Genomic DNA, 21,057 nt, shown 5'->3' with positions numbered 1-21,057 from the left:
GCGAAAGGCGCCGCCTCCCTCCAACGAAAAATCCCCGCCGGCGGACCGGCGGGGATGGGATTGATCGCGATGGTCGATGTCAGGCCGCGCGGATGGTGCCGACGAAGGCCGACACCTTCTGGTCCAGCGCTTCCGACTGCCTGGCGAGCTGCGACATGCGGTCGAACAGGTCGCGCGCCGCCGCGCCGCTCTTCTCGGCCGTGCTGCGCACGCCGACGATGGTCGAGGCCACCTCGGCGGCGCCGACCGCCGCTTCGGAGATGTTGCGGGCGATCTCGCCGGTCGCCGCGTTCTGCTGCGAGGCGGCGCCGGCGATCGACGAGGTGATGTGGTCGAGATCGGCGATGCGGCGGGAGATGTCGGCGATCTTCTCGACCGACTGCTGGGTGGCGCCCTGGATGGTGCCCATCTGCGCCTCGATGTCCTGCGTCGCCTTGGCCGTCTGGCTGGCCAGCGCCTTCACCTCCGAGGCGACGACGGCAAAGCCCCGCCCCGCCTCGCCGGCCCGCGCGGCCTCGATGGTGGCGTTGAGGGCGAGGAGGTTGGTCTGCTCGGCGATCGCCTGGATCATGGCGACGATGGTGCCGACCTTCGAGGCGCTGTCGGCGAGCGACCGCACGTCCTGGTCGGTGCGGCGGGCCTGCTCGACGGCGGCGCCGATCAGCGTCGACGCCTCGCCGATCTGGCGGCCGATCTCGGAGATCGACGACGACAGCTCCTCGGAGGCGCCGGCCACCGCCTGCACGTTGGCCGAGGTCTGCTCGGAGGCGCTGGCCACCGCCACCGACCGGCCGGAGGTCTCCTCGGCGTCGGCCACCATCACCCCGGCGGCCTTCAGCGTCGACTGGGTGGTCTGGGTCACGGCGGCGATCACCTCGCCGACTTCGGATTCGAACTGCTGCGCCAGCTTGTCGAGCAGCGCCTTCTGCTCGGCGCGGCTCTGCGCTTCGGCGTCGGCCTGCGCCGCCTTCAATCGTTCGGTCTCCACCAGCGTGTCGCGGAAGGTGCCGACGGTGCTCCACAGGAGGCCGATCTCGTCGCGGCCGACCTTCGCGGGAATGGAGACGTCCAGCTTGCCGTGCGTCAGGTCGCCGAGCGCGCCATTGACGCGGCGGAGCGGGCCGGCGATCTTGGCGGTGCCGATCCACGAGGCGATGCCGACGCCCAACAGGATGCCGATCACCGCGACGATGATCAACGTGCGGCGGCCGGCGATGTAATAGTCGTCAATCGAAGCGCGCACCGTGTCGAGGTCCTGCACGTCCAGATCGACGAGCTTGTCGACGTCGGCCTGAAGCTGCTTGCGGTTGCTGCGGTTGGCGTCGTTGTTGCCCTGCTTGTTGGCGGCGGCCGGGTCCACCTCCGTGCCGAGGCGGACGATCTCGGTGCGGAAGGTCTGGAACTCCTTGGCCTTGGCAACCACGGCGGCGAACGCATCCTTGCGGTCGGCGGGCACGCGCGCCGACCATTCGCCGAGCAGCGTGTCGATCGCCTGGAGGTTCTTCACGATGCCGTCGGCGAACGGCTTCGCCGCCTCGGTGCTCGGCGCCGAGTAGACGCCGCGCGAATCCATAACCACCGCCGTAATCAGGCGGTTGAGATGCTCGCCGTCATAGGCTCGCTGGGAGGCAAGCTGGTAGGCATCGACCTGTTCGTTGTAGCCCTGCATGAGGCGGATGCCGAGCAGGGCCACGCCGATGGCGATGACCCCCAGCAGGGCGACGATCGAATACAGCTTTCCTTGGATTTTCATTCTCGGGATTCCACTGATGGGTCAGCCTTCGCGGTCGGCGGATGTGGGCTACCGGTTCTGAGGATAGAAATATTTACGTTGCTGAGTTGTTAACGCGTGGAGTATTCCCATTAAATACAGCCGTTCTCGCCAGATGGTTGGCCCCGACAATAGACGAAAGTCGAGGCGGCGACCGTCTGCGGCAAACGACAGAAAATAATTGCAAATTCATAAGGGCGCAGATCTTCCGCCCATGCCGGTGTCTGGGAAAATTTTCTCAACCAACAAACGAAAACGCCGGAGTGCCCTAGGCTCTCCGGCGTTGTTTATTGCAACTTAAGATAATTAACCTATTGCCAATCCTGCCTAGCGACCTGCCGTTCTCCGCAAGTCCGAAGGCGTGGATCGCCGGGGCGATCAGTTGCGGGCCTTGTCGACCAGCTTGTTCTTGGCGATCCACGGCATCATGGCGCGCAGCTTCTCGCCGACCGCCTCGATCTGGTGGGCGTCGTTGTTGCGGCGGATGCCCTTGAAGCGGGCGGCGCCGGCCTTGTATTCCTGCATCCATTCGGAGGTGAACTTGCCCGACTGGATGTCCTTCAGCACCCGCTTCATCTCGGCCTTGGTCTCGGACGTGATGATGCGCGGACCGGAGACATACTCGCCCCACTCGGCGGTGTTGGAGATCGAGTAGTTCATGTTGGCGATGCCGCCCTCGTAGATCAGGTCGACGATCAGCTTCACCTCGTGCAGGCACTCGAAATAGGCCATCTCCGGCGCGTAGCCGGCCTCGACCAGCGTCTCGAAGCCGTTGCGGATCAGCTCGACGAGGCCGCCGCACAGCACGACCTGCTCGCCGAACAGGTCGGTCTCGCACTCTTCCTTGAAGGTGGTCTCGATGACGCCCGAGCGACCGCCGCCGACGCCCGAGGCGTAGGAGAGCGCCAGTTCCAGGGCGTTGCCGGAGGCGTTCTGCGCCACGGCGACGAGGCAGGGCACGCCGCCGCCCTTCTGGTACTCGCCGCGCACCGTATGGCCGGGGCCCTTCGGGGCGATCATCACCACGTCGAGGGTCGCCTTCGGCTCGATCAGGCCGAAGTGGACGTTGAGGCCGTGGGCGAAGGCGATGGCGGCGCCGTCGCGGATGTTGGGGGCGATCTCGTCGCGGTAGATGTCGGCCTGCAACTCGTCCGGCGTGGCGATCATCAGGAAGTCGCCCCACTTGGCGGCCTCGGCCACCGACATCACCTTCAGGCCGTCGGCCTCGACCTTCTTGGCCGTCGCCGAGCCCGGACGCAGGGCGATGACGATGTCTTTCACGCCGGAGTCCTTGAGGTTGAGGGCGTGGGCCCGGCCCTGCGAGCCGTAGCCGACCACCACCACCTTCTTGCCCTTGATCAGATTGAGATCGGCATCACGATCATAATAGACGCGCATGTTGTTGTCCTTCCTCGCCGCTGGCGTTCTTGGAACGGCCGGTCCCCGCCGGTCGTCGGTTCACTGGTGAAACGGGGGTTACTCGGTGTCCTGGGCGCCGTGCCCGTAGAGACGGAAAAACTGCGCGATGGCCAGCCGCGCCCGCTGCGGCCGGTCGTCGGACAGGCCGACGGGCGGCTCGCCCAGCAGCATCCGCACGTGGCTGTCGCGGACGATCAGGCCGTAGAGCGTCTCGTAGGCCTCGTGGGTGTCGGCGAAGTGCACATAGCCGTGCCGCCGGCCAAGCTCCAGGAGGGCGCGGGCGCGCATCTCGATCGGCAGCCGGCCGTGCTCGCGCACCAGCGCGCCGAGCCGGGCGCCGTCGCGGTCGGCCTGGCCGATGGCCAGGCGATTGAGCGCCAGCGACACCTCGCCCGACAGCACGCCGATCAGGTCCTCGGCGAACACGGCGAGGCTGCGGCTGAAGTCGTCGGGCGTCGCCATGGTCTCGCGCGGCCCCGGCGTCCTCACCTTGCTGGCCTGATAGGTGATCATCGCGGCGAGCAGACCGTCGCGGTCGCCGAACCACTTGTAGAGGCTTTCCTTGGAGCAGTTGGCGGCCCGCGCCAGGCCGGCCGTGGTCAACGCCCGCTCGCCGCCGGCGACCAGCAATTGAAGCGCGCATTCCAGCACGGCATTCTGGCGGGGGGTGAAGGACTCGGTCACCACGGGACTCGCTCTGTCGACGCTCAATGTACCGTACGGTACGGTTCCAGATGTTCTAGTTCGCCGCCCCCCGGCTGTCAAGACCGGCCAAATTGTCGTGAAACCTCCGCATTACTCCTTAGGCATGGTGGAATCGCCGATAAAAATCGCCTAAGCATGTCGCGCAAAAGTGGGTGGTGGTTTTGCGTTCCCGCTGGGCGCAAAACCGGAAGTTGAGGCTTCGGGCGCGAATCCATGCGACCGCAACTCGCCCCGGCGCCCCACCGCCCGCCACCGCCGCAGCCACAGGGATCACTCGATTGTCCACCCGTATCGAAACCGACACCTTCGGCCCCGTCGATGTCGACAGCTCCGTGTACTGGGGCGCCCAGACGCAGCGCTCGCTGGGCAACTTCAGGATCGGCTGGGAGAAGCAGCCGCATTCCATCGTGCGGGCGCTCGGCGTGCTGAAGCGTGCCGCCGCCGAGGTCAATCGCGACCTCGGCAAGCTCGATCCGCAGCTTTGCGAGGCGATCGTCACGGCGGCGCAGGAGGTGATCGACGGCAAGCTCGACGCCCACTTCCCGCTGGTCGTCTGGCAGACCGGCTCCGGCACCCAGACCAACATGAACGCCAACGAGGTGATCTCCAACCGGGCGATCGAGCTGCTCGGCGGCACGCTCGGCTCCAAGACGCCGGTGCATCCCAATGACCACGTCAACATGAGCCAGTCGTCGAACGATACCTATCCGTCCGCCATGCATATCGCGGCGGCCACCGAGGTGATCGAGAAGCTGCTGCCGGCGCTCCGCCACCTGCACGCGGCGCTCGACGACAAGGCGCGGGCCTGGGCCGACATCATCAAGATCGGCCGGACGCACACGCAGGACGCCACGCCCCTGACGCTCGGGCAGGAATTCTCCGGCTACGCCAGGCAGGTGGAGAACGGCATCAAGCGCATCGAGATGACGCTGCCGATGCTGATGGAGATCGCCCAGGGCGGCACCGCCGTCGGTACCGGCCTCAATGCGCCCAAGGGCTTTGCCGAGAAGATCGCCGCCCGCGTCGCCGAGCTGACCGGCCATCCCTTCACCTCGGCGCCCAACAAGTTCGAGGCGCTGGCCGCCCACGACGCCATGGTGATGAGCCACGGCGCCCTCAACACGGTGGCGGCGAGCCTGTTCAAGATCGCCAACGACATCCGCCTCCTCGGCTCCGGCCCGCGCTCCGGCCTCGGCGAATTGTCGCTGCCCGAGAACGAGCCGGGCTCGTCGATCATGCCGGGCAAGGTCAACCCGACGCAATGCGAGGCGCTGACCATGGTCTGCGTGCAGGTGTTCGGCAACCATTCGGCGCTGACCTTCGCCGGCAGCCAGGGCCATTTCGAGCTGAACGTCTACAATCCGGTGATGGCCTACAACTTCCTGCAATCGGTGACGCTGCTCGCCGATGCCGCCGTTTCCTTCACCGACAACTGCGTCGTCGGCATCGAGCCGCGCGAGGACAACATCAAGGCGGCGCTGAACCGTTCGCTGATGCTGGTCACCGCGCTCGCCCCCAAGGTCGGCTACGACATCGCCGCCAGGATCGCCAAGACCGCCCACAAGAACGGCACCACCCTGCGCGAGGAAGCGGTCGGCGGCGGCTACGTCACCGACGCCGAGTTCGACGCCCTGGTCCGGCCGGAGCGGATGATCGGCCCGGAATGATCGATCAGCACAGCCGCTGAAAGCCGAAGGCCGGAGCGTCTCACGACGCCCCGGCCTTTCGTATGTGTTTCAAGCGCTGTCGCTCACCCCACGCGGATGCGCGTCGCGAACTCCGTCGACTTGGCCTTCAGCCGGTCGACAGTCTTCATCAGCACATCCGACATCTCGCAGATGGTGGCGACGGCGCTGCCCGACGTCTGGGCGGTCTCGGCCACGCCGTTGATGCCGCCCGACACCTCCTGCGCGCCGGAGGCGGCATAGGCGACGTTGTGGACGATGGCCTGCGTCGCCGCCATCTGCTCCTGCATCGACGCCGACATGGTGACGCTCACCGACTTGATCTCGCCGATGGTCGTGGAGATGCGGTTGATCGCCTTCACCGCCCGGTCGGTGACGTCCTGTACCGTCGAGATGTGGCCGGAGATCTCCTCGGTGGCCTTGGCCGTCTGGCCGGCCAGCGCCTTCACCTCGCCGGCGACGACCGCAAAGCCGCGGCCCGCCTCGCCGGCCCGCGCCGCCTCGATGGTGGCGTTGAGGGCAAGGAGGTTGGTCTGGTCGGCGATCGAGGTGATCAGGCTCACCACCTCGCCGATGCGGTGCGTCGCCTGGCTGAGGTCGCCGACGATGGTCGCCGTCTGCGTCGCCTGGGTGCCGGCTTCCTCGGCGATGCCCTTGGCGCTTTCCACCTGGCGCGAGATGTCCTCGATCGACGAGGAGATCTGGCCGGCCGCCGCCGATACTTCCTGCACGTTCTGCGACATCACCTGCGACGAGGCCGAAACGGAACGGGCGGTGGACGCCGTGCGCTCGGTGGCCGTCTGCAAGGACGAGGCGCCCTGGTTCATCTCGACGGCCGCCTTGCCGACCGCCTCGACCACGCCGCCCATGGTGCCCTCGAAGTCGCTGGCCAGCTCGGCCAGGAGGGCGTGCCGGTCGCGCTCGCGGGCCGCCTCGGCGTCGCGCTGCTGCTCGCGCAGCCGCTCGGCCTCGACACCGTTGTCGCGGAACACGGCGAGCGCCCGCGCCATGGCGCCGATCTCGTCCTTGCGCTCGGTGCCCTGCGGCGCGTCGGAGAACTCGCCCTTGGCGTAGAGCGACATGGTGGCCGACAGGCGGCGGATCGGCGCGGAGATGCCGACCTGCGAGATGGCGAGCGCCACCAGGAGGCCGGCCAGCAGGCCGCCGCCGACCATCGCCGCCATGATCTCGACGGTGGAGTTGGCCTCGTCGTTGAGCGCCGCCCGGTTGGCGACGAGCTGCGCCTCGATGGTTGACTGCAACTTGTCGGTGGCTTGCAGGATGGCGTCGATGCGCGGCTCCACCTCGCCGGAGATCACCTCGCGGCCGTGGCCGGCGTCCATCAGCTTGGCCGCCTCGACCACCTCCTTGGTCTTGGCAAACAATTCGCCGAGCGGTGCGGCGATGGCATCGAGATCGGCCGCCAGATCGCCCCGGCGGGCGCGGATGTTGTCGATCACCGAACGGAACTGCGGCTCGGCATTCTGGATTTCGGCGGTGAGCTTGTCGAGCTGCTCGCTGTCGAAGGTGGTGATCAGCCGGTAGAGGGTGGTGTTCAGCCGGTAGGCCGTTCCCTCGATCTCCTTGCTGAGCAGGCTCGACTGCGCGTCGCGATCGATGAACTGCGCCTGTTCGGCGTTGAGCTTCATCATGTTTTCGGCCGCGTAGAAGATGGCGGCCAGCGAAAAGATGATGATGGAAGCCAGGGAAATCACTATTTTGAGTGAAATCCGCATATTTTTTAGGGCCATGCATACCTCCCACACATACGCCCGGAATTTCTTAACGTTAGACGGCTTCAGTTAAGAAAATATCTAGGTCCGCTTCGGCGGCGGCAAAAACAGGCAAATGGCGCGGCGGCGGGCATCAGATCGCATAGTCTACGGGCAACGGCGCCCCGTCCTTCAAAGTCTCCATAGAAATTGAAGCCGAAACGTCGAACAACTCTACCTTGCGGATGATCTTCTTGTAGATGACGTCGTAATGTTCGACGCGCGGCAGCGCCAACTTCAGGATGTAGTCGACGTTGCCGGTGAGCCGGTGCGCCTCCACCACCTCGGGAATGTCGGAGATGACCGCGGCGAATCGCTCCATCCACTCGGCCGAGTGATGGGCGGTGCGGATCAGCGCGTAGACGGTGGTCGGCACGCCGAGCCGGCCGCGGTCGAGCACCACCGTGCGGCGGGCGATGTAGCCCTCGGCTTCGAGCCGCTGGATGCGCCGCGATGAGGCCGACACCGACAGCGCCACGCGGTCGGCGAGATCGGCCACCGACAGGCCGGCGTCCTGCTGCAGCAGCTCCAGGAGCTTGCGGTCGCGTTCGTCGAGCATGCCGTCGATTCCTTTCATCCGGTCATATGGCGCACCGATATTGCACAATAACTTCACATCGCGCTACAAACTTGCGGCTTCGGTTTGTCGCACGCCGAACGACGCAAACGCCGGGCGGGCGGGCGGCGCTATGATCGGCCATCACGACAGGGAGTTTTCCATGCGCACCATCGGCCTCATCGGCGGCATGAGCTTCGAGAGCACCGCCGTCTACTACAAGACGATCAACGAGGCGGTGCGCGCCCGCCTCGGCGGCCTGCATTCGGCCGAGATCCTGCTGCGGTCGGTCGATTTCCAGACCATCGTCGACTTGCAGAAGGCCGGCCGCTGGGACGCCGCCGCCGACCGGCTCGGCAAGGCGGCGCGGGGGCTCGAACGGGCCGGCGCCGACTGCCTGCTGATCTGCACCAACACCATGCACCTCGTCGCCGACGAGGTGGCGGCCACCGTGCGGGTGCCGCTCATCAACATCATCGACGAAACGGCCAAGGCGATCGTCGCCGCCGGCGCCCGCCGGCCGCTGCTGCTCGCCACCCGCTACACCATGGAAGAGGGCTTCTACGCCCGCCGCATGGCCGCCCACGGCCTCGCGCTGACGACGCCCGGCGAGGTCGGTCGCGCCATCGTCCACGACGTCATCTTCGACGAGCTATGCGCCGGCACCGTCCGCGACGCCTCGCGCGCCGCCTTTCTCACGCTGATCGAGAAGGCGAAGGACGATGGCTGCGACGCCGTCATCCTCGGCTGCACGGAAATCTGCCTGCTGCTCGACCCGGCGGCGCTGCCGCTGCCCGGCTTCGATAGCACGGCGATCCATGTGGCCGCCGCCATCGACTTCGCGCTCGGGGATGAGACCAAGGCCGCCGCCGAATAGCGCGGCCACCCCGGCGACGCCCTTGCGCGGTGTCGTTCAGGCGTCGGCATCGCCGAGGGCGGCGCGATAGCGGCGCACCGTCTCGGCCATGCCGTGGATCAGGCAATCGGCGATGATCGCGTGGCCGATCGACGCCTCGGCGATATGCGGCGTCCTTTTCACCAGCGGTGGCAGGTTGTCGAGCGTCAGGTCGTGGCCGGCGTTGACGGCCATGCCGAGTTTCACCGCGGCATCGGCGGTGATCGCCACCTCTTCGAGCCGCGCCCGCTGCTCGGCAGGGTCGAAACAGTGGCCGTAGGGGCCGGTGTAGATCTCGATGCGGCGCGCGCCGGTGAGCGCGGCGGCGGCGGCCTGCGTCGGATCGGCGTCGATGAAGATCGAGGCGCGCATGCCCTGGCTCTGGATGCGTCGCACGACGTCCGTGAGAAAGGACTGGTGGGTGACGGCGTCCCAACCGTGGTCGGAGGTGTTCTGGCCGGGCATGTCGGGCACCAGCGTCACCTGATCGGGTCGGGCCGCCGCGCAGAGCGTCAGGAATTCCTCGGTCGGATAGCCCTCGATGTTGTATTCGCGGCCCGGCCAGTCGGTCCGCAGCATCTCCTGGAGCGCGAAGACGTCGGTGCGGCGGATGTGCCGCTCGTCGGGGCGGGGATGCACGGTGATGCCGGCGGCGCCAGCTTCGAGCGCGATGCGGCTGAGGCCGGCCACCGACGGCCACGGCAGGTCGCGCCGGTTGCGCAGGTGGGCGATGGCGTTGACGTTGACGGAGAGCTTGGCGTGGTTCATCGCGGGCGGCCCGGGAGTGCGGAAGCCGCGACGATAATCTGCCCGCCCTCACCGCACAAGCGACCTCAGGCGGCCGCAAACGACGGCAGGCGCAAGCGCCGGCCGGGCTCAAGGCCGATCAGCAGTTCCGGCTCGCCGCCGGCGATCTCCAGCACCTGGATCAGTCCCGCCCGGTGGAAGCCGTCGAGCGCGCCGCCGGCCGGCGGCAGCGCCGGCAGCTTCAGGCGCTCGATCGTCAGGCGGGAGAAGCCGGCCGTCGCCTGCCGCCGCCCCGCCCGGCCGTCGGTCCAGGCTATGGGCGACGCGTCGCCCGGCGAGGAGAAGACCAGCGGCATCGCCGGGTCGTCGCTGTCCGCCGACACGGCGATGGAGACGCCGGGCGGGAAATCCGGGATGCGATAGGTCCAGCGCTCGCCCGGCGGCGGACCGCCGCGGCAGGCGATGCCGAAGGGCGAGGCGCCGGTTGTCCGCCAAGCCGAACGGGCGGCAAGGCCGGCGCGGTTGAGCGGCGAGGCGGCCAGTTCGTCCGCATCGGCGACGAAGAGCAGTTCGAGATAGGCGTTGTCGAAGCAATAGCAGAGGTTGGCCGTCCCCTGCCCCACGTGCCGGCGCGCGAACGACGGCTCCAGGCCGAGCGCCTTCAGGCGATCGAAGACGGCGCCGCCCGGCGCCGCCTCCGTCCGGTCGACGAAGACCAGCAGGTGATCGAGTTCGAGCCCCGCCATCAGCCGGCGACGGCCGGAGCGCTCGTGATGCCGTTCCGGCCGCGCGACAGCGCCGCAAGGCCGGTGCGGGCCAGCTCGACGAGGCCGCAGTCCTTCATCAGGCCGACGAAGCGGTCGATGTCGGCCGGCGCGCCGGTGATCTCGAACACGTAGGAGTCGAGCGTCGCGTCGACGATGCGGGCGTTGAAGGCCTGGGCGAGGCGCAGCGCCTCGTCGCGGATCTCGCCCTTGCCACACACCTTGATCAAGGCCAGCTCGCGCTCCAGCGCGTCGCCGGCCCAGGTAAGGTTGACCACCTTGTGCACCGGCACCAGCCGACCGAGCTGGTGCATGATCTGCGAGATGACCGGCGGCCGGCCGGTCGTCACGATGGTGATGCGCGACATGTGGCTCGCGTGCTCAATCTCCGAGACGGTAAGGCTTTCGATGTTGTAGCCGCGGCCGGAGAACAGGCCGACGACGCGGGCGAGGACGCCCGGCTCGTTGTCGACCAGCACCGACAGCGTATGGCTGCGCTCGGTGGAGGGAAGCTCCTCTTCGAGGAAGTAGGCGGACTGTGACTGACCTGCGACGATCATCATGATTGAGCTCGTTTCAGTTGCTATCTTTCAAGACCGCTTCGCGCTTGAGGAAGCCCAGGCGGCGGTGTGGATTGATCTGTTCATACACTCTTGAGATGAAGGCCCGACGCTGTTCTACGATAGACTTGCGCTGTTGGTGCCCCTCCCCAGAGCGGAAGCGAGACCGCAAAACTATCCTGTGCGCATCCACTAGATGGTCAAGAATCGGCTGACGAACGCCTTGATAGGCCACTTCTTTGTGGAGGCCAAAGCGACCGTCGACGACATTCGGAAAATATAGGCGCCCATAATCAACCAAGGCAGATAACTCGCCAAGCACTTCGCTCTTGCGATTGAGCCAGCCCATCTCATCCAGCATTTGATCCGACAATTCACAAAGGCCTTCAGCGGAGCACAGAGCTTTCAGGCACTTTTCACTCCAGGAGCAGATGTCGGCTTCTCTCGCCGCTTGAATCTGCTCCCGATCATAAACAAAGGCCTTCCAGGCAAAGTAGAGCGTCGCCAGCCCGAAGATAATCGGCGTGGCGATATCCGCCGAGTCCTTTATGATTGTCAGATCGGGCATTACACCAGGACCTTGCCGGCGGCGCCGATCGCCGTCTCGATCTCCTCGTCGGTGACGTCGGTGCCGAGCAGCATCTCGTTGTGCGCCTTGCCCGAGGGGATCATCGGGAAGCAGTTGGCGAGGCTGACGACGTGGCAGTCGAACAGCACCGGCCGGTCGATGCGGATCATCTCCTCGATGGCGTCGTCGAGGTCGGCGGGCTTGGAGCAGCGGATGCCGACCGCGCCGTAAGCCTCGGCGAGGCGCACGAAGTCGGGCTGGGAATCGACGTAGGAATGGCTGAGCCGGTTGCCGTGCAGCAGTTGCTGCCACTGGCGGACCATGCCCATGTACTGGTTGTTGAGGATGAACGCCTTGACCGGCGCATTGTGCTGCACCGCCGTCGACAGCTCCTGGATGTTCATCTGGATCGAGGCGTCGCCGGCGACGTCGATCACCAGCGCGCCGGGATGGGCGAGCTGGGTGCCGATGGCCGCCGGCAGGCCGTAGCCCATGGTGCCGAGGCCGCCCGAGGTCATGAAGCGGTTCGGCTCCTCGAAGCCGTAATACTGCGCCACCCACATCTGATGCTGGCCCACCTCGGTGGTGATGTAGGTGTCGCGATCCTTGGTCAGCGCGTAGAGGCGCTCGATGGCGTATTGCGGCATGATCGCCTCGGCCGACGGGCGGTAGGTGAGGCACCTCTTCGCCCGCCAGCCGTCGATCTGCTTCCACCAGGCGGCGTGCGCCGCCTTGTCCTGCATCGGCTTGCGGGCCGTCCAGGCGGCGATCAGGTCTTCCAGCACGCTGCCGACGTCGCCGACGATCGGCAGGTCGACCACGACGTTCTTGTTGATCGACGACGGGTCGATGTCGATGTGGATCTTCTTCGATTTGGGCGAGAAGGCGTCGATGCGGCCGGTGATGCGGTCGTCGAAGCGGGCGCCGATGCAGACCATCACGTCGCAGTCGTGCATGGCGAGGTTGGCTTCGTAGGTGCCGTGCATGCCGAGCATGCCGAGCCAGTTCCTGCCGGAGGCCGGATAGGCGCCGAGGCCCATCAGCGTCGAGGTGATCGGGAAGCCGGTCAGCTTGACGAGGTCGCGCAAGAGCGCCACCGCCTTCGGACCGGAGTTGATGACGCCGCCGCCGGTGTAGAGGATCGGCTTCTTGGCGGCGGCCATCAGCTCGACCGCCTCGCGGATGGCGGCCTCCGGGCCCTTCACCGCCGGATGATACTGCGTCAGCGCCTTGCCCTTGCAGTTCTCGTAGGTGCCGGTCTGGAACTGGATGTTTTTGGGGATGTCGACCAGAACCGGGCCGGGGCGGCCGGTGGTGGCGATGCGGAACGCCTCGTGCAGGATGGCCGGCAGGTCCTCGATGCGGCGGACCAGCCAGTTGTGCTTGGTGCAGGGCCGGGTGATGCCGACGGTGTCGGCCTCCTGGAAGGCGTCGGTGCCGATCAGCGTCGTCGGCACCTGGCCGGTGATGCAGACCATGGGGATGGAATCGAGCAGCGCGTCGGTCAGCGCCGTCACCATGTTGGTGGCGCCGGGGCCGGAGGTGGCGAGCGCCACGCCGACCTTGCCGGTGGAGCGGGCATAGCCCTCGGCGGCGTGTCCGGCGCCCTGCTCGTGGCGGACGAGGATGTGGCGGACCTCCTCCTGCTGGAACAGCTCGTCGAAGATCGGCAGCACCGCGCCGCCGGGGTAACCGAAAATGGTGTCGACGCCCTGGTCGATCAGCGCCTGGATGACCATTTCCGCGCCTGTCATCTGCCGTGTCATCGCCTGTTACCTCAAGCTTTCGTCCCGTCGTTCCGGGGGCTGTTTGCTGCGTTAGTTCAGGTAATAAAAAAGGCCCCGAAAAGGGACCCGATTTCCGCGCACCATGACTGACCGGCAGGCCTCAGGAAGAGACCTCCGCCACGGTGCGCCATCTAAGTACTACGGAGAGGAAACGCATATCGCCCTCTGGTTCGGCCGGGACCACCCCGGATTGGTCGGCAACCTAGCGGCGGCCGGCGGATCGGTCAAGAGCCTATTTCATTCGTTGCGCCACGTCGTCGGCCACGGCAAGAAAATGTCGTGCTGCCGGATCGACGCGCCGCCAGTCGGCCATCTGGTTGCGGAACCAGGTTTCCTGCCGCTTGGCATATTGCCGCGTCGCCGTCACCGCCGCCTCGACGGCCTCGTCGAGCGGCATGTCGCCCCGTGCCGCCGCCATCATTTCCGGCACGCCGATCGCCTTCATGGCCGGCAGCCCCGGATCGAGATGGAGGGCGGCAAACGCCCGCGCCTCGTCGAGGCCGCCCTCCGCCGCCATTCCCCGGAAGCGCTCGTCGATGCGCTCGTGCAGCCACGCCCGGTCGGGCGCCATGACGATCCGGATGCCGCCGGCGAGGAGCGGCGCTGACCGCTTCGCCTGCCAGTCGGACAGCGGCCGTCCCGTGCTGTCGGCTACCTCCAGCGCCCGGAGGATGCGCTGGGTATCGTGCGGATGCAGGCGGCCGTGCAGCACCGGATCGACGACGGCGAGTTCCTTATGCAGGGCGCCGGCGCTCATCGTCTTCGCCCGCTCGCGCCAGAAGCCGCGCACCCGTTCGTCGACCGGCGGCACGTCGGAGAGCCCTAGCGTCATGGCGTTGAAGTAGAGCCCGGTGCCACCGACCACCACCGCCGGCCGGCCGGCCGTTTCCAGAAGCGCTCGTTCGAGATCGTCGAGATAGCGGGCGACGGTATAGCCGTCACCGCTCGCCACGTGGCCGTAGAGGCGGTGCGGCGCGCGCGCCTCGTCCTCGGCCGTCGGCCGGGCCGTCAGGATGCTGAGTTCGCGATAGACCTGCATCGAATCGGCATTGATCACCACGCCGCCGCAGCGCTCGGCGATGGCCAGCGCCAGAGCCGACTTGCCGCTGGCCGTCGGGCCGGCTATCAGAACCGCGCGTCTTTCTGCCGTCTCGGTCGTCACCTGGAGCCTCCCATGTCGCTCGTCGCCACGCTTGTCTCATCTCCGGCCGATCCGCAAGTGACGGAAGGGCTGATCGCCGGCGTGTCGCGGGCGCTGGGCGGCGGGGGCAACCGGGTGCTGGATGCCGGGATTGCCGCCGATATCGCCGTCGACGGCTCGCTGTCCCGCGACGAGGCGGGCCGCCGCATGGCCGAAGTGATCGGCGATGCACCGGTCGATTTCGCCGTGCTGCCCGCCGAGGGGCGCGCCAAGAAGCTGCTGGTCGCCGACATGGACAGCACGATGATCGGCCAGGAATGCATCGACGAGCTGGCCGCCTTCGTCGGCCTCAAGGAGCATGTCGCCGCCATCACCGAGCGGGCGATGCGCGGCGAGATCGCCTTCGAGCCGGCGCTGCGCGAGCGCGTCGGCCTGCTGAAGGGTCTCTCCGCCGATGTGGTCGAGGAGGTGCTGGCTGAGCGCATCACCCTGACGCCGGGCGGCCGCGAGCTGATCGCCACCATGCGGGCGCACGGCGCCTACACGGCTCTGGTCTCCGGCGGCTTCACCCTGTTCACCGGGCACATCCGCGAGCTGATCGGCTTCGACGAGCACCGCTCCAACTGCCTGATCACCGAGGACGGCCGGCTTACCGGCCGCGTCGCCGAGCCGATCCTCGGCAAGGCGGCCAAGCTGGCGACGCTACGCGAGTTGAGGCAGGCGCGCGGCCTCGCCCATCACGAGACGCTGGCGATCGGCGACGGCGCCAACGATCTCGACATGATCAACGACAGCGGCCTCGGCATCGCCTATCACGCCAAGCCCAAGGTGGCGGCGGCCGCCGAGGTGTCGATCCGCTACGGCGACCTAACCGCCGTGCTCTATTTGCAGGGCTACGCTCGCGACGAGTTCGCGGCGATCTAGAGCGTTTCCGGTGAAGCCCGGTTCACCGGAAACGCTCTATCTATTTGATTAGACGCAATTCCGGACGCAAAACCGGTTCCCACTTTTGCTGGAATTGCTCTAGCCTCCCAGCACCCACATCCGCACGGGATTGGTCGGGTCGGCGAGCAGCCGGATGGCGAGGCCGATGCAGGTGATCACCAGCAGCGGCCGGATGATCTTCGCCCCGCCCCGCACGGCGAGGCGCGAGCCGATCTGCGCGCCGAGGAACTGGCCGGCGCCCATGACGAGGCCGGGCTTCCAGAAGATGACGCCCGACGCGAGAAACACGAAGAAACTGCCGATATTGCTGGCGAAATTGAGCATCTTGGTATGCGCCGTCGCCTTGAGGAGACCGAAGCCGGCCAGCGACACGAAGCCCAGCATGAAGAACGAGCCGGTGCCCGGACCGAACAGGCCATCGTACCAGCCGATGGCCGGCACGAAGGTCAGCGTGAACAGGAAAGGCGTCATCCGCGCGTGGCGATCCTGGTCGTTGAGGCCGCGCTTGAAGGCGAAATAGACGGCGATGGCGATCAGCATCACCGGCATGGCGATCTGCAGCCAGTCCCCCGGCAGCACGGTGGCCAGCAAGGCCCCCAGCACGGCGCCGCCGGCCGACATCAGCGCCATCGGCAATTGCGATCGGAGATCGACCTGCCCCGCCCGCGCATAGCCGAGGGTGGCCGAGGCCGAACCGAACAGCGCCTGCAGCTTGTTGGTGCCGAGCGACTGGATCGGCGTGAACCCCGCCAGCATCAGCGCCGGCACGGTGATCAGGCCGCCGCCGCCGGCGATCGAGTCGATGAAGCCGGCGACGAAGGCAGCGAAGAACAGCGCCGTCAGAAGATGCAGGGACAGGTCAACCAAGATGAAACTCGGGATCAGGAGGGAGAAACGGCGCGCTCTGGGGAAGAGGCGGCGGCGCTGAGATGAGCGAGCACGGCGACGCGCACGGCGCTTGCGAGGTTGCGGGCGCCACGCGTCCGATCGATGTCGAGGATGAAGGCGGAAAGGCTTTGCCCGCGCTGACCGGCCAGCCGCTCGGCCGCCGCCCAGAACTCCGGTTCCAGGGCGAGGCTGGTCCGGTGGCCGGCCAGTGACAGCGACCGCTTGGCGTTCATGTCCGGGAGTCCGGTGGCGTCTCCGGATCGGCGGGGGCGTTGAGGCGATGGCCGTCGAGCCGCCGCGCCTCCAGCGCGTCCTGCGCCTTGGCCGTCAGCTTCTCCACCTTGCCGCGGCCGAACTTGACGCGGTTCTCCGCCGCCTCGTCCTCGCGGCGACGGCGGTCGCGATCCTTGCGCGCCCGGCGAAGGTTGACGAGGTCGCCCATGGCCTCAGGTCTTCTTGCGGAAGGCGTCGAGGGAAACCACGGTCGGCGGCTTGTCGCCATCCTCCGGCTTGTCCTCGGCGGCCGGCTTCGGCGCGTCGGCCTTCGCCGGTTTGTCGGCCTTGGCCGGCTTGTCGGCGGCCGGTGCCTTGGCGGCCGGACGCGGCGCCTTGGGCGCGCCGCTCGCCGGACCGATCGCCTTCACCGGCCCGTCCTCGGTCACGTCGGCGGCGTTGCCGCTCTCGTCGACGAGCGGGAACTGCACGGCGAATTCCACCGAGGGATCGAAGAAGCCGCGGATGGCCGCGAAGGGAACCACCAGCTTTTCCGGCACGCCGGAGAAGGAAAGGCCGATCTCGAAGCTGGTCTCGCCCACCACCAGCTCCCAGTACTGGTGCTGGATGACGATGGTCATCTCGTCGGGATAGCGCTCCTTGAGGCGGGCGGAAATGCGCACGCCCGGCGCCCGCGTGTCGAAGATGATGTAGAAATGATGCTCGCCCGGCAGGCCGGCGTGCGCCACCTCAGTCAGCACCTTCTTCACCAGCCCGCGGAAGGCCTCCTGAGCCAGAACGTCGTAACGGATCATGTCCTTGGGCATTGAGGCTCCGCCTTGATGGTCATGGGCGGCCGGCCCGGCCGCTTCGCCTGCCCGACAGTCTAGTGCATCGGGCGCAAGAGTGTAAACGCCTTCGCGGCGCGAAGCCGGACGCGTGTGACATGAAACCATATGGTTGGGATTGAGTGGAGGCTTCTGTTGCCAGGTGCCTCCGGACCCCGCCTGAAAGTGCTACCCCTCAGGACTTGATTCCCAGTTTGGGCACCGCATTACGCGGCGACGGCCACCGGAGCATAGTTGTCATTCGCAACTATAGGTTTAGCCCGATAACGGTGGTACAATGCCGAGTGAAAGAGCCGCCTTTACGCCCCCGTCGATCCTATTTCGCCCCCGCCGAAGCCCTTGCCCATCATCGATGGCTCGCAAGGTCTTGGGTGGAGGCGCCGGGTACCGCCCCCGGGTCCGAATGGTTTATTGCGCAGTCCGTTTATCACCATAGCCGGATTGCTCCGGCACCAAGACATATAGGGTGAAGCGGGCCGCCTGTGAAGGGGCGGCGAACGATCCGTCCCCAGAGCGGGATGCCGCCGTGCATCCCGCCTTGACGGGCCGCCGCTTCCGGGCGGATAGAAGCGCCGACGCAACGCACCGGAACGCCCGTCCATGCCGCGACTGCATCGGCCGAAAGTCTACGCCCGCTATTCCCGCGTCGAGGCGACGCGCCTGCGCCGCCAGATGCTGTTTCTGGCCGGCGGCATCGGCGTCGGCGTCGCCGCCGTGCTGATGGCGCGTGCCGCCGACCTGGCGCAGGCCAGCTTCCGGGCCGGGGTGGCGGCCCTGCCCTGGCTGCCGCTGCTGGCGACGCCGGCCGGCTTCGCCCTGTCCTGCTTTCTCGCCCGCCGGCTGTTTCCCGGCTCGCAGGGCAGCGGCATTCCCCAGGTGATCGCCGCCCGCAAGCTGCCCGCCGGCGAATCTTCGGGACATCTCGTGTCGCTCAAAATCGCCGGCGGCAAGATCCTCCTGATGCTGCTGGGCCTATTGGCCGGCGGCTCGCTTGGCCGGGAAGGGCCGACGGTGCAGGTCGGCGCCGCCATCATGCAGGCGGCGGGACGGGTCGCCTCGATCCACCGCTCGTCGCTGCTGCTGGCCGGCGGCGCGGCCGGCGTCGCCGCCGCCTTCAACACGCCACTTGCCGGCATCGTCTTCGCCATCGAGGAACTGAGCCGGTCGTTCGACAGCCGGGCGAGCGGCATCGTCATCATGACGGTGATGCTGGCCGGCCTGACGGCGCAGGCGCTGCTCGGCGACTACACCTATTTCGGCTCGTCCTATCTGACGCTGGCGCCGGGCGTCGCCTGGATCGCCATTCCCGTCGTCGCCGTGGTCGGCGGCGCGCTCGGCGGCCTGTTCAACCGCCTCAATGTCGTCTGGTCGCGCGGCCTGCCCGGCCGGGCCGGCGCCTTCATCCGCCGCCGGCCGGTGGTGACTGCCGCCCTCCTCGGCCTTGTCGTCGCCCTGGCCGGCTTCGCCTCGGGCAGCGATATCGGCGGCACCGGATACGAGGCGGCGCGCGCCGCCATCCACGAGACGCCGTCCGGCATCAGCCTCTGGTACGGTCCGGCCAAGCTGGTCGCCACTCTGGCCTCGACGCTGTCGGGCATTCCCGGCGGCATCTTCTCGCCGTCGCTGTCGATCGGCGCCGGCATCGGCCTCGACGTCGCCCGCCTGATCGACGTCGACGCGGCCGCCGCCATCGCCCTGCTCGGCATGTGCGCCTATCTGGCCGGCGTCGTGCAGGCGCCCCTGACCTCGGTGGTGATCGTCCAGGAAATGACGCTCAACCACGCCATGCTGCTGCCGCTGATGCTGGTGGCGCTGATCGCCGGCAAGACATCCAGCCTGATCGCGCCGGAGGGCGTCTATCACGCCCTCGCCCGCAACTTCGCCGCCCCGCCAAAGGCTGACTCGCCGTCCGACTCCGGTTAAGCTCGTCGCCCCAGTTCAAGCGGCGGACGGCCATGCAGCAATATCTCGATCTCCTGAAGCTCATCCTCGACACCGGCACGCCCAAGGAGGACCGCACCGGCACCGGCACGCTGTCGGTATTCGGCCACCAGATGCGCTTCGACCTCGCCGCCGGCTTCCCTCTGCTCACCACCAAGAAGCTGCACGTCAAGTCGATCGTCCACGAGCTGATCTGGTTTCTCCAGGGCGACACCAACATCAGGTATCTGAAGGACAACGGCGTTTCCATCTGGGACGAATGGGCCGACGAGCGCGGCGACCTCGGCCCGGTCTACGGCCACCAGTGGCGTTCCTGGCCGACGCCGGACGGCGGCACCATCGACCAGATCGCCGAGGTGCAACAGGCGATCCGCCGCACGCCCGACTCGCGCCGGCTGATCGTCACCGCCTGGAACCCGGCCGACGTGCCGAAGATGGCGCTGCCGCCCTGCCACCTGCTGATCCAGTTCTACGTGGCGAACGGCCGCCTTTCCTGCCAGATGTACCAGCGCTCGGCCGACGTCTTCCTCGGCGTGCCCTTCAACATCGCCTCCTACGCACTGCTCACCGCCATGATGGCCGAGGCGACCGGCCTCAAGCCCGGCGAGTTCGTCCACACGCTCGGCGATGCTCACCTCTACCGCAACCATCTCGACCAGGCCCGCCTCCAGCTGACGCGGGCGCCGCGCCCCCTGCCCCGCCTGACGCTCGCCGAAGGGATAACCGACATCCGCGATTTCCGCTTCGAGCATGTGGCGATCGAGGGCTATGATCCGCATCCGCACATCAAGGCCGAGGTCGCCGTATGAACCGTCTCGCCGCCTTCGGAGCCGCCGCGCTGGCGGCGCTGCCCATTGCCGCCCGCGCCAACGACACCATGGCTGAATTGGCGGCCGGCGGGCTGACCTTCGTCGCCGCCGACAACGTCAGCATGCGGAGCGAGGATCTCTACATCTCCCCGAAGGAAGTGCGCGTCGACTACGTCTTCCACAACGAAGGCCAGCAGGACCGCACGGCGGTGGTCGCCTTCCCGATGCCGGACGTCGAGGGCAGCGGCGATTTCATGGTGTCGGTCCCCAATCCGGACTCCGACAACTTCATGAACTTCTCGGTGGCGATCGACGGTCAGCCGGTGACGCCGGCCATCGACCGCCATGCCTTCGCCGCCGACGTCGAGATCACCGGCGACCTCGCGGCGCACGCCGTGCCGCTACTGCCGTTCGGCGACGCCACGGCCCAGGCGCTGGCCGCCCTGCCGAAAGACCTTCTCGCCGACTGGATCGAGCGCGGCATCGTCGTGCCCATGGACTATGACGACGGCAGCGGCTGGAAGACCGACTACGTGCCGATGTGGAAGCTGAAGACCACCTACTGGTGGCGCACCACCTTCCCGGCCGGCCGCGACCTGAAGGTCGCCCACCGCTACACGCCGAGCGTCGGCGCTTCGGCCGGCCTCAACTTCGTCGGCTACGACGACAACGCTCCGTTCACCGGCGAGGCGTTCGAGCGGGAGAAGCAGCGCTTCTGCTTCGACGATGCTTTCGTCAAGGCGGTGTCCAGGCGCCTCGACGCCGCTAAAGCCGAGGAGTCCTATCTCCAGGAAAGCTGGATATCCTACGTGCTCACCACCGGCGCCAACTGGGGCGGCACCATCGGCCGCTTTCACCTGACGGTCGACAAGGGAGACGCCGACACGCTGGTGTCCTTCTGCGGCGACGGCGTCAGGAAGACCGGCCCGACCACCTTCGAGCTGACCGCCGACGATTTCTACCCCGAGCGCGACATCGACATCGCGCTGGTGCGGCGCCCGACCGACTGAACGGCCGCCCCTTCCCCAATGACAAGCGGCCGG

Annotated in this window: 21 protein-coding genes and 1 other RNA gene; 6 read left to right on the top strand and 16 right to left on the bottom strand. The window is 67.4% G+C overall.

The genetic code is table 11. The annotated features are described in order from the left end of the window. Positions 1-79 precede the first annotated feature (79 nt). From H512_RS0105585 to H512_RS0105575, 3 genes are all read right to left on the bottom strand, one after another. Entirely contained in the window at positions 80-1,753 is a 1,674-nt protein-coding gene (locus tag H512_RS0105585) for a methyl-accepting chemotaxis protein (protein WP_026782631.1), read from the bottom strand. A gap of 396 nt (positions 1,754-2,149) precedes the next feature. Then, the gene (ilvC, locus tag H512_RS0105580) at positions 2,150-3,169 is read right to left on the bottom strand and encodes a ketol-acid reductoisomerase (RefSeq protein ID WP_026782630.1); all 1,020 of its coding nucleotides are present in this window, start codon (positions 3,167-3,169) and stop codon (positions 2,150-2,152) included. Between the two features lie 78 nt (positions 3,170-3,247). Then, positions 3,248-3,901 carry a TetR/AcrR family transcriptional regulator gene (locus H512_RS0105575; RefSeq protein WP_026782629.1) on the bottom strand — a complete coding sequence of 218 codons (654 nt, stop codon included), beginning with the start codon at positions 3,899-3,901 and terminating at the stop codon, positions 3,248-3,250. A gap of 263 nt (positions 3,902-4,164) precedes the next feature. On the opposite strand from H512_RS0105575, the gene fumC reads away from it, so the two are divergent. Then, complete coding sequence (gene fumC / locus H512_RS0105570) at positions 4,165-5,562, top strand: class II fumarate hydratase (protein ID WP_245585358.1); 1,398 nt, start codon at positions 4,165-4,167, stop codon at positions 5,560-5,562. Positions 5,563-5,645: 83 nt separating this feature from the next. On the opposite strand, the gene H512_RS22670 is transcribed toward fumC, so the two are convergent. Further along, positions 5,646-7,295: a methyl-accepting chemotaxis protein gene (locus H512_RS22670; RefSeq protein ID WP_053239594.1), complete on the bottom strand. Its 1,650-nt coding sequence runs from the start codon at positions 7,293-7,295 to the stop codon at positions 5,646-5,648. A 151-nt stretch (positions 7,296-7,446) separates the two neighbouring features. Continuing rightward, on the bottom strand, positions 7,447-7,911 hold the full coding sequence (locus H512_RS0105560) for an Lrp/AsnC family transcriptional regulator (RefSeq protein ID WP_026782627.1): 465 nt from the start codon (positions 7,909-7,911) through the stop codon (positions 7,447-7,449). A gap of 160 nt (positions 7,912-8,071) precedes the next feature. On the opposite strand from H512_RS0105560, the gene H512_RS0105555 reads away from it, so the two are divergent. Continuing rightward, positions 8,072-8,785 carry an aspartate/glutamate racemase family protein gene (locus tag H512_RS0105555; RefSeq protein WP_026782626.1) on the top strand — a complete coding sequence of 238 codons (714 nt, stop codon included), beginning with the start codon at positions 8,072-8,074 and terminating at the stop codon, positions 8,783-8,785. Positions 8,786-8,821: 36 nt separating this feature from the next. Here H512_RS0105555 and H512_RS0105550 read toward each other — a convergent pair whose 3' ends face one another. From H512_RS0105550 to miaA, 6 genes are all read right to left on the bottom strand, one after another. Next, positions 8,822-9,571 (bottom strand): pyridoxine 5'-phosphate synthase, encoded by a 750-nt coding sequence (locus H512_RS0105550; RefSeq protein ID WP_026782625.1) that lies wholly within the window; start codon positions 9,569-9,571, stop codon positions 8,822-8,824. 65 nt (positions 9,572-9,636) lie between these two features. Then, positions 9,637-10,296 (bottom strand): VOC family protein, encoded by a 660-nt coding sequence (locus H512_RS25615; RefSeq protein ID WP_053239593.1) that lies wholly within the window; start codon positions 10,294-10,296, stop codon positions 9,637-9,639. Continuing rightward, on the bottom strand, positions 10,296-10,877 hold the full coding sequence (gene ilvN, locus H512_RS0105540; protein WP_036790219.1) for an acetolactate synthase small subunit: 582 nt from the start codon (positions 10,875-10,877) through the stop codon (positions 10,296-10,298). Before ilvN ends, H512_RS25615 begins: the two co-directional genes overlap by 1 nt. 13 nt (positions 10,878-10,890) lie before the next feature. After that, positions 10,891-11,442: a hypothetical protein gene (locus H512_RS0105535; RefSeq protein WP_026782623.1), complete on the bottom strand. Its 552-nt coding sequence runs from the start codon at positions 11,440-11,442 to the stop codon at positions 10,891-10,893. Further along, complete coding sequence (locus tag H512_RS0105530; protein ID WP_036790216.1) at positions 11,442-13,208, bottom strand: acetolactate synthase 3 large subunit; 1,767 nt, start codon at positions 13,206-13,208, stop codon at positions 11,442-11,444. The genes H512_RS0105535 and H512_RS0105530 overlap by 1 nt, the downstream gene beginning before the upstream one ends. A 253-nt stretch (positions 13,209-13,461) precedes the next feature. Beyond that, the gene (miaA, locus tag H512_RS22660; protein ID WP_036790211.1) at positions 13,462-14,391 is read right to left on the bottom strand and encodes a tRNA (adenosine(37)-N6)-dimethylallyltransferase MiaA; all 930 of its coding nucleotides are present in this window, start codon (positions 14,389-14,391) and stop codon (positions 13,462-13,464) included. 12 nt (positions 14,392-14,403) lie between these two features. Here miaA and serB point away from each other — a divergent pair, with 12 nt between their 5' ends. Then, positions 14,404-15,294, top strand: a complete 891-nt coding sequence (gene serB / locus H512_RS0105520) for a phosphoserine phosphatase SerB (protein ID WP_026782621.1) — start codon at positions 14,404-14,406, stop codon at positions 15,292-15,294. Between the two features lie 99 nt (positions 15,295-15,393). On the opposite strand, the gene H512_RS0105515 is transcribed toward serB, so the two are convergent. The 5 genes from H512_RS0105515 to ssrA form a co-directional block, all read right to left on the bottom strand. Continuing rightward, positions 15,394-16,182, bottom strand: a complete 789-nt coding sequence (locus H512_RS0105515; RefSeq protein ID WP_026782620.1) for a TSUP family transporter — start codon at positions 16,180-16,182, stop codon at positions 15,394-15,396. A 14-nt stretch (positions 16,183-16,196) separates the two neighbouring features. After that, positions 16,197-16,436 (bottom strand): ribbon-helix-helix domain-containing protein, encoded by a 240-nt coding sequence (locus H512_RS0105510; RefSeq protein WP_026782619.1) that lies wholly within the window; start codon positions 16,434-16,436, stop codon positions 16,197-16,199. Then, positions 16,433-16,645: a DUF4169 family protein gene (locus tag H512_RS0105505; protein WP_026782618.1), complete on the bottom strand. Its 213-nt coding sequence runs from the start codon at positions 16,643-16,645 to the stop codon at positions 16,433-16,435. Before H512_RS0105505 ends, H512_RS0105510 begins: the two co-directional genes overlap by 4 nt. A 4-nt stretch (positions 16,646-16,649) precedes the next feature. Next, positions 16,650-17,243 (bottom strand): SspB family protein, encoded by a 594-nt coding sequence (locus H512_RS0105500; protein ID WP_026782617.1) that lies wholly within the window; start codon positions 17,241-17,243, stop codon positions 16,650-16,652. A 142-nt stretch (positions 17,244-17,385) separates the two neighbouring features. Next, positions 17,386-17,755, bottom strand: a transfer-messenger RNA (tmRNA) gene (ssrA, locus tag H512_RS26235). A 109-nt stretch (positions 17,756-17,864) separates the two neighbouring features. Between ssrA and H512_RS0105495 the strand changes: the two genes are divergently transcribed. Genes H512_RS0105495 through H512_RS0105485 form a run of 3 tightly spaced genes read left to right on the top strand, consistent with a single transcriptional unit; the run spans position 17,865 to position 21,024 of the window. Next, positions 17,865-19,187, top strand: a complete 1,323-nt coding sequence (locus H512_RS0105495; RefSeq protein WP_026782616.1) for a chloride channel protein — start codon at positions 17,865-17,867, stop codon at positions 19,185-19,187. 32 nt (positions 19,188-19,219) lie between these two features. Next, positions 19,220-20,014, top strand: a complete 795-nt coding sequence (locus H512_RS0105490; protein WP_026782615.1) for a thymidylate synthase — start codon at positions 19,220-19,222, stop codon at positions 20,012-20,014. Beyond that, a complete protein-coding gene (locus H512_RS0105485; protein WP_026782614.1) occupies positions 20,011-21,024 on the top strand; it encodes a DUF4424 domain-containing protein in 1,014 nt (337 codons plus the stop codon). The genes H512_RS0105490 and H512_RS0105485 overlap by 4 nt, the downstream gene beginning before the upstream one ends. The last annotated feature ends 33 nt before the right edge of the window (positions 21,025-21,057 follow it).

Source organism: Pleomorphomonas koreensis DSM 23070 (genome assembly GCF_000425185.1).
Taxonomy (GTDB): Bacteria; Pseudomonadota; Alphaproteobacteria; order Rhizobiales; family Pleomorphomonadaceae; genus Pleomorphomonas; species Pleomorphomonas koreensis.
The sequence above is the reverse complement of the archived record's forward strand: the minus strand, read 5'-3'. Positions and strand labels throughout refer to the sequence as shown.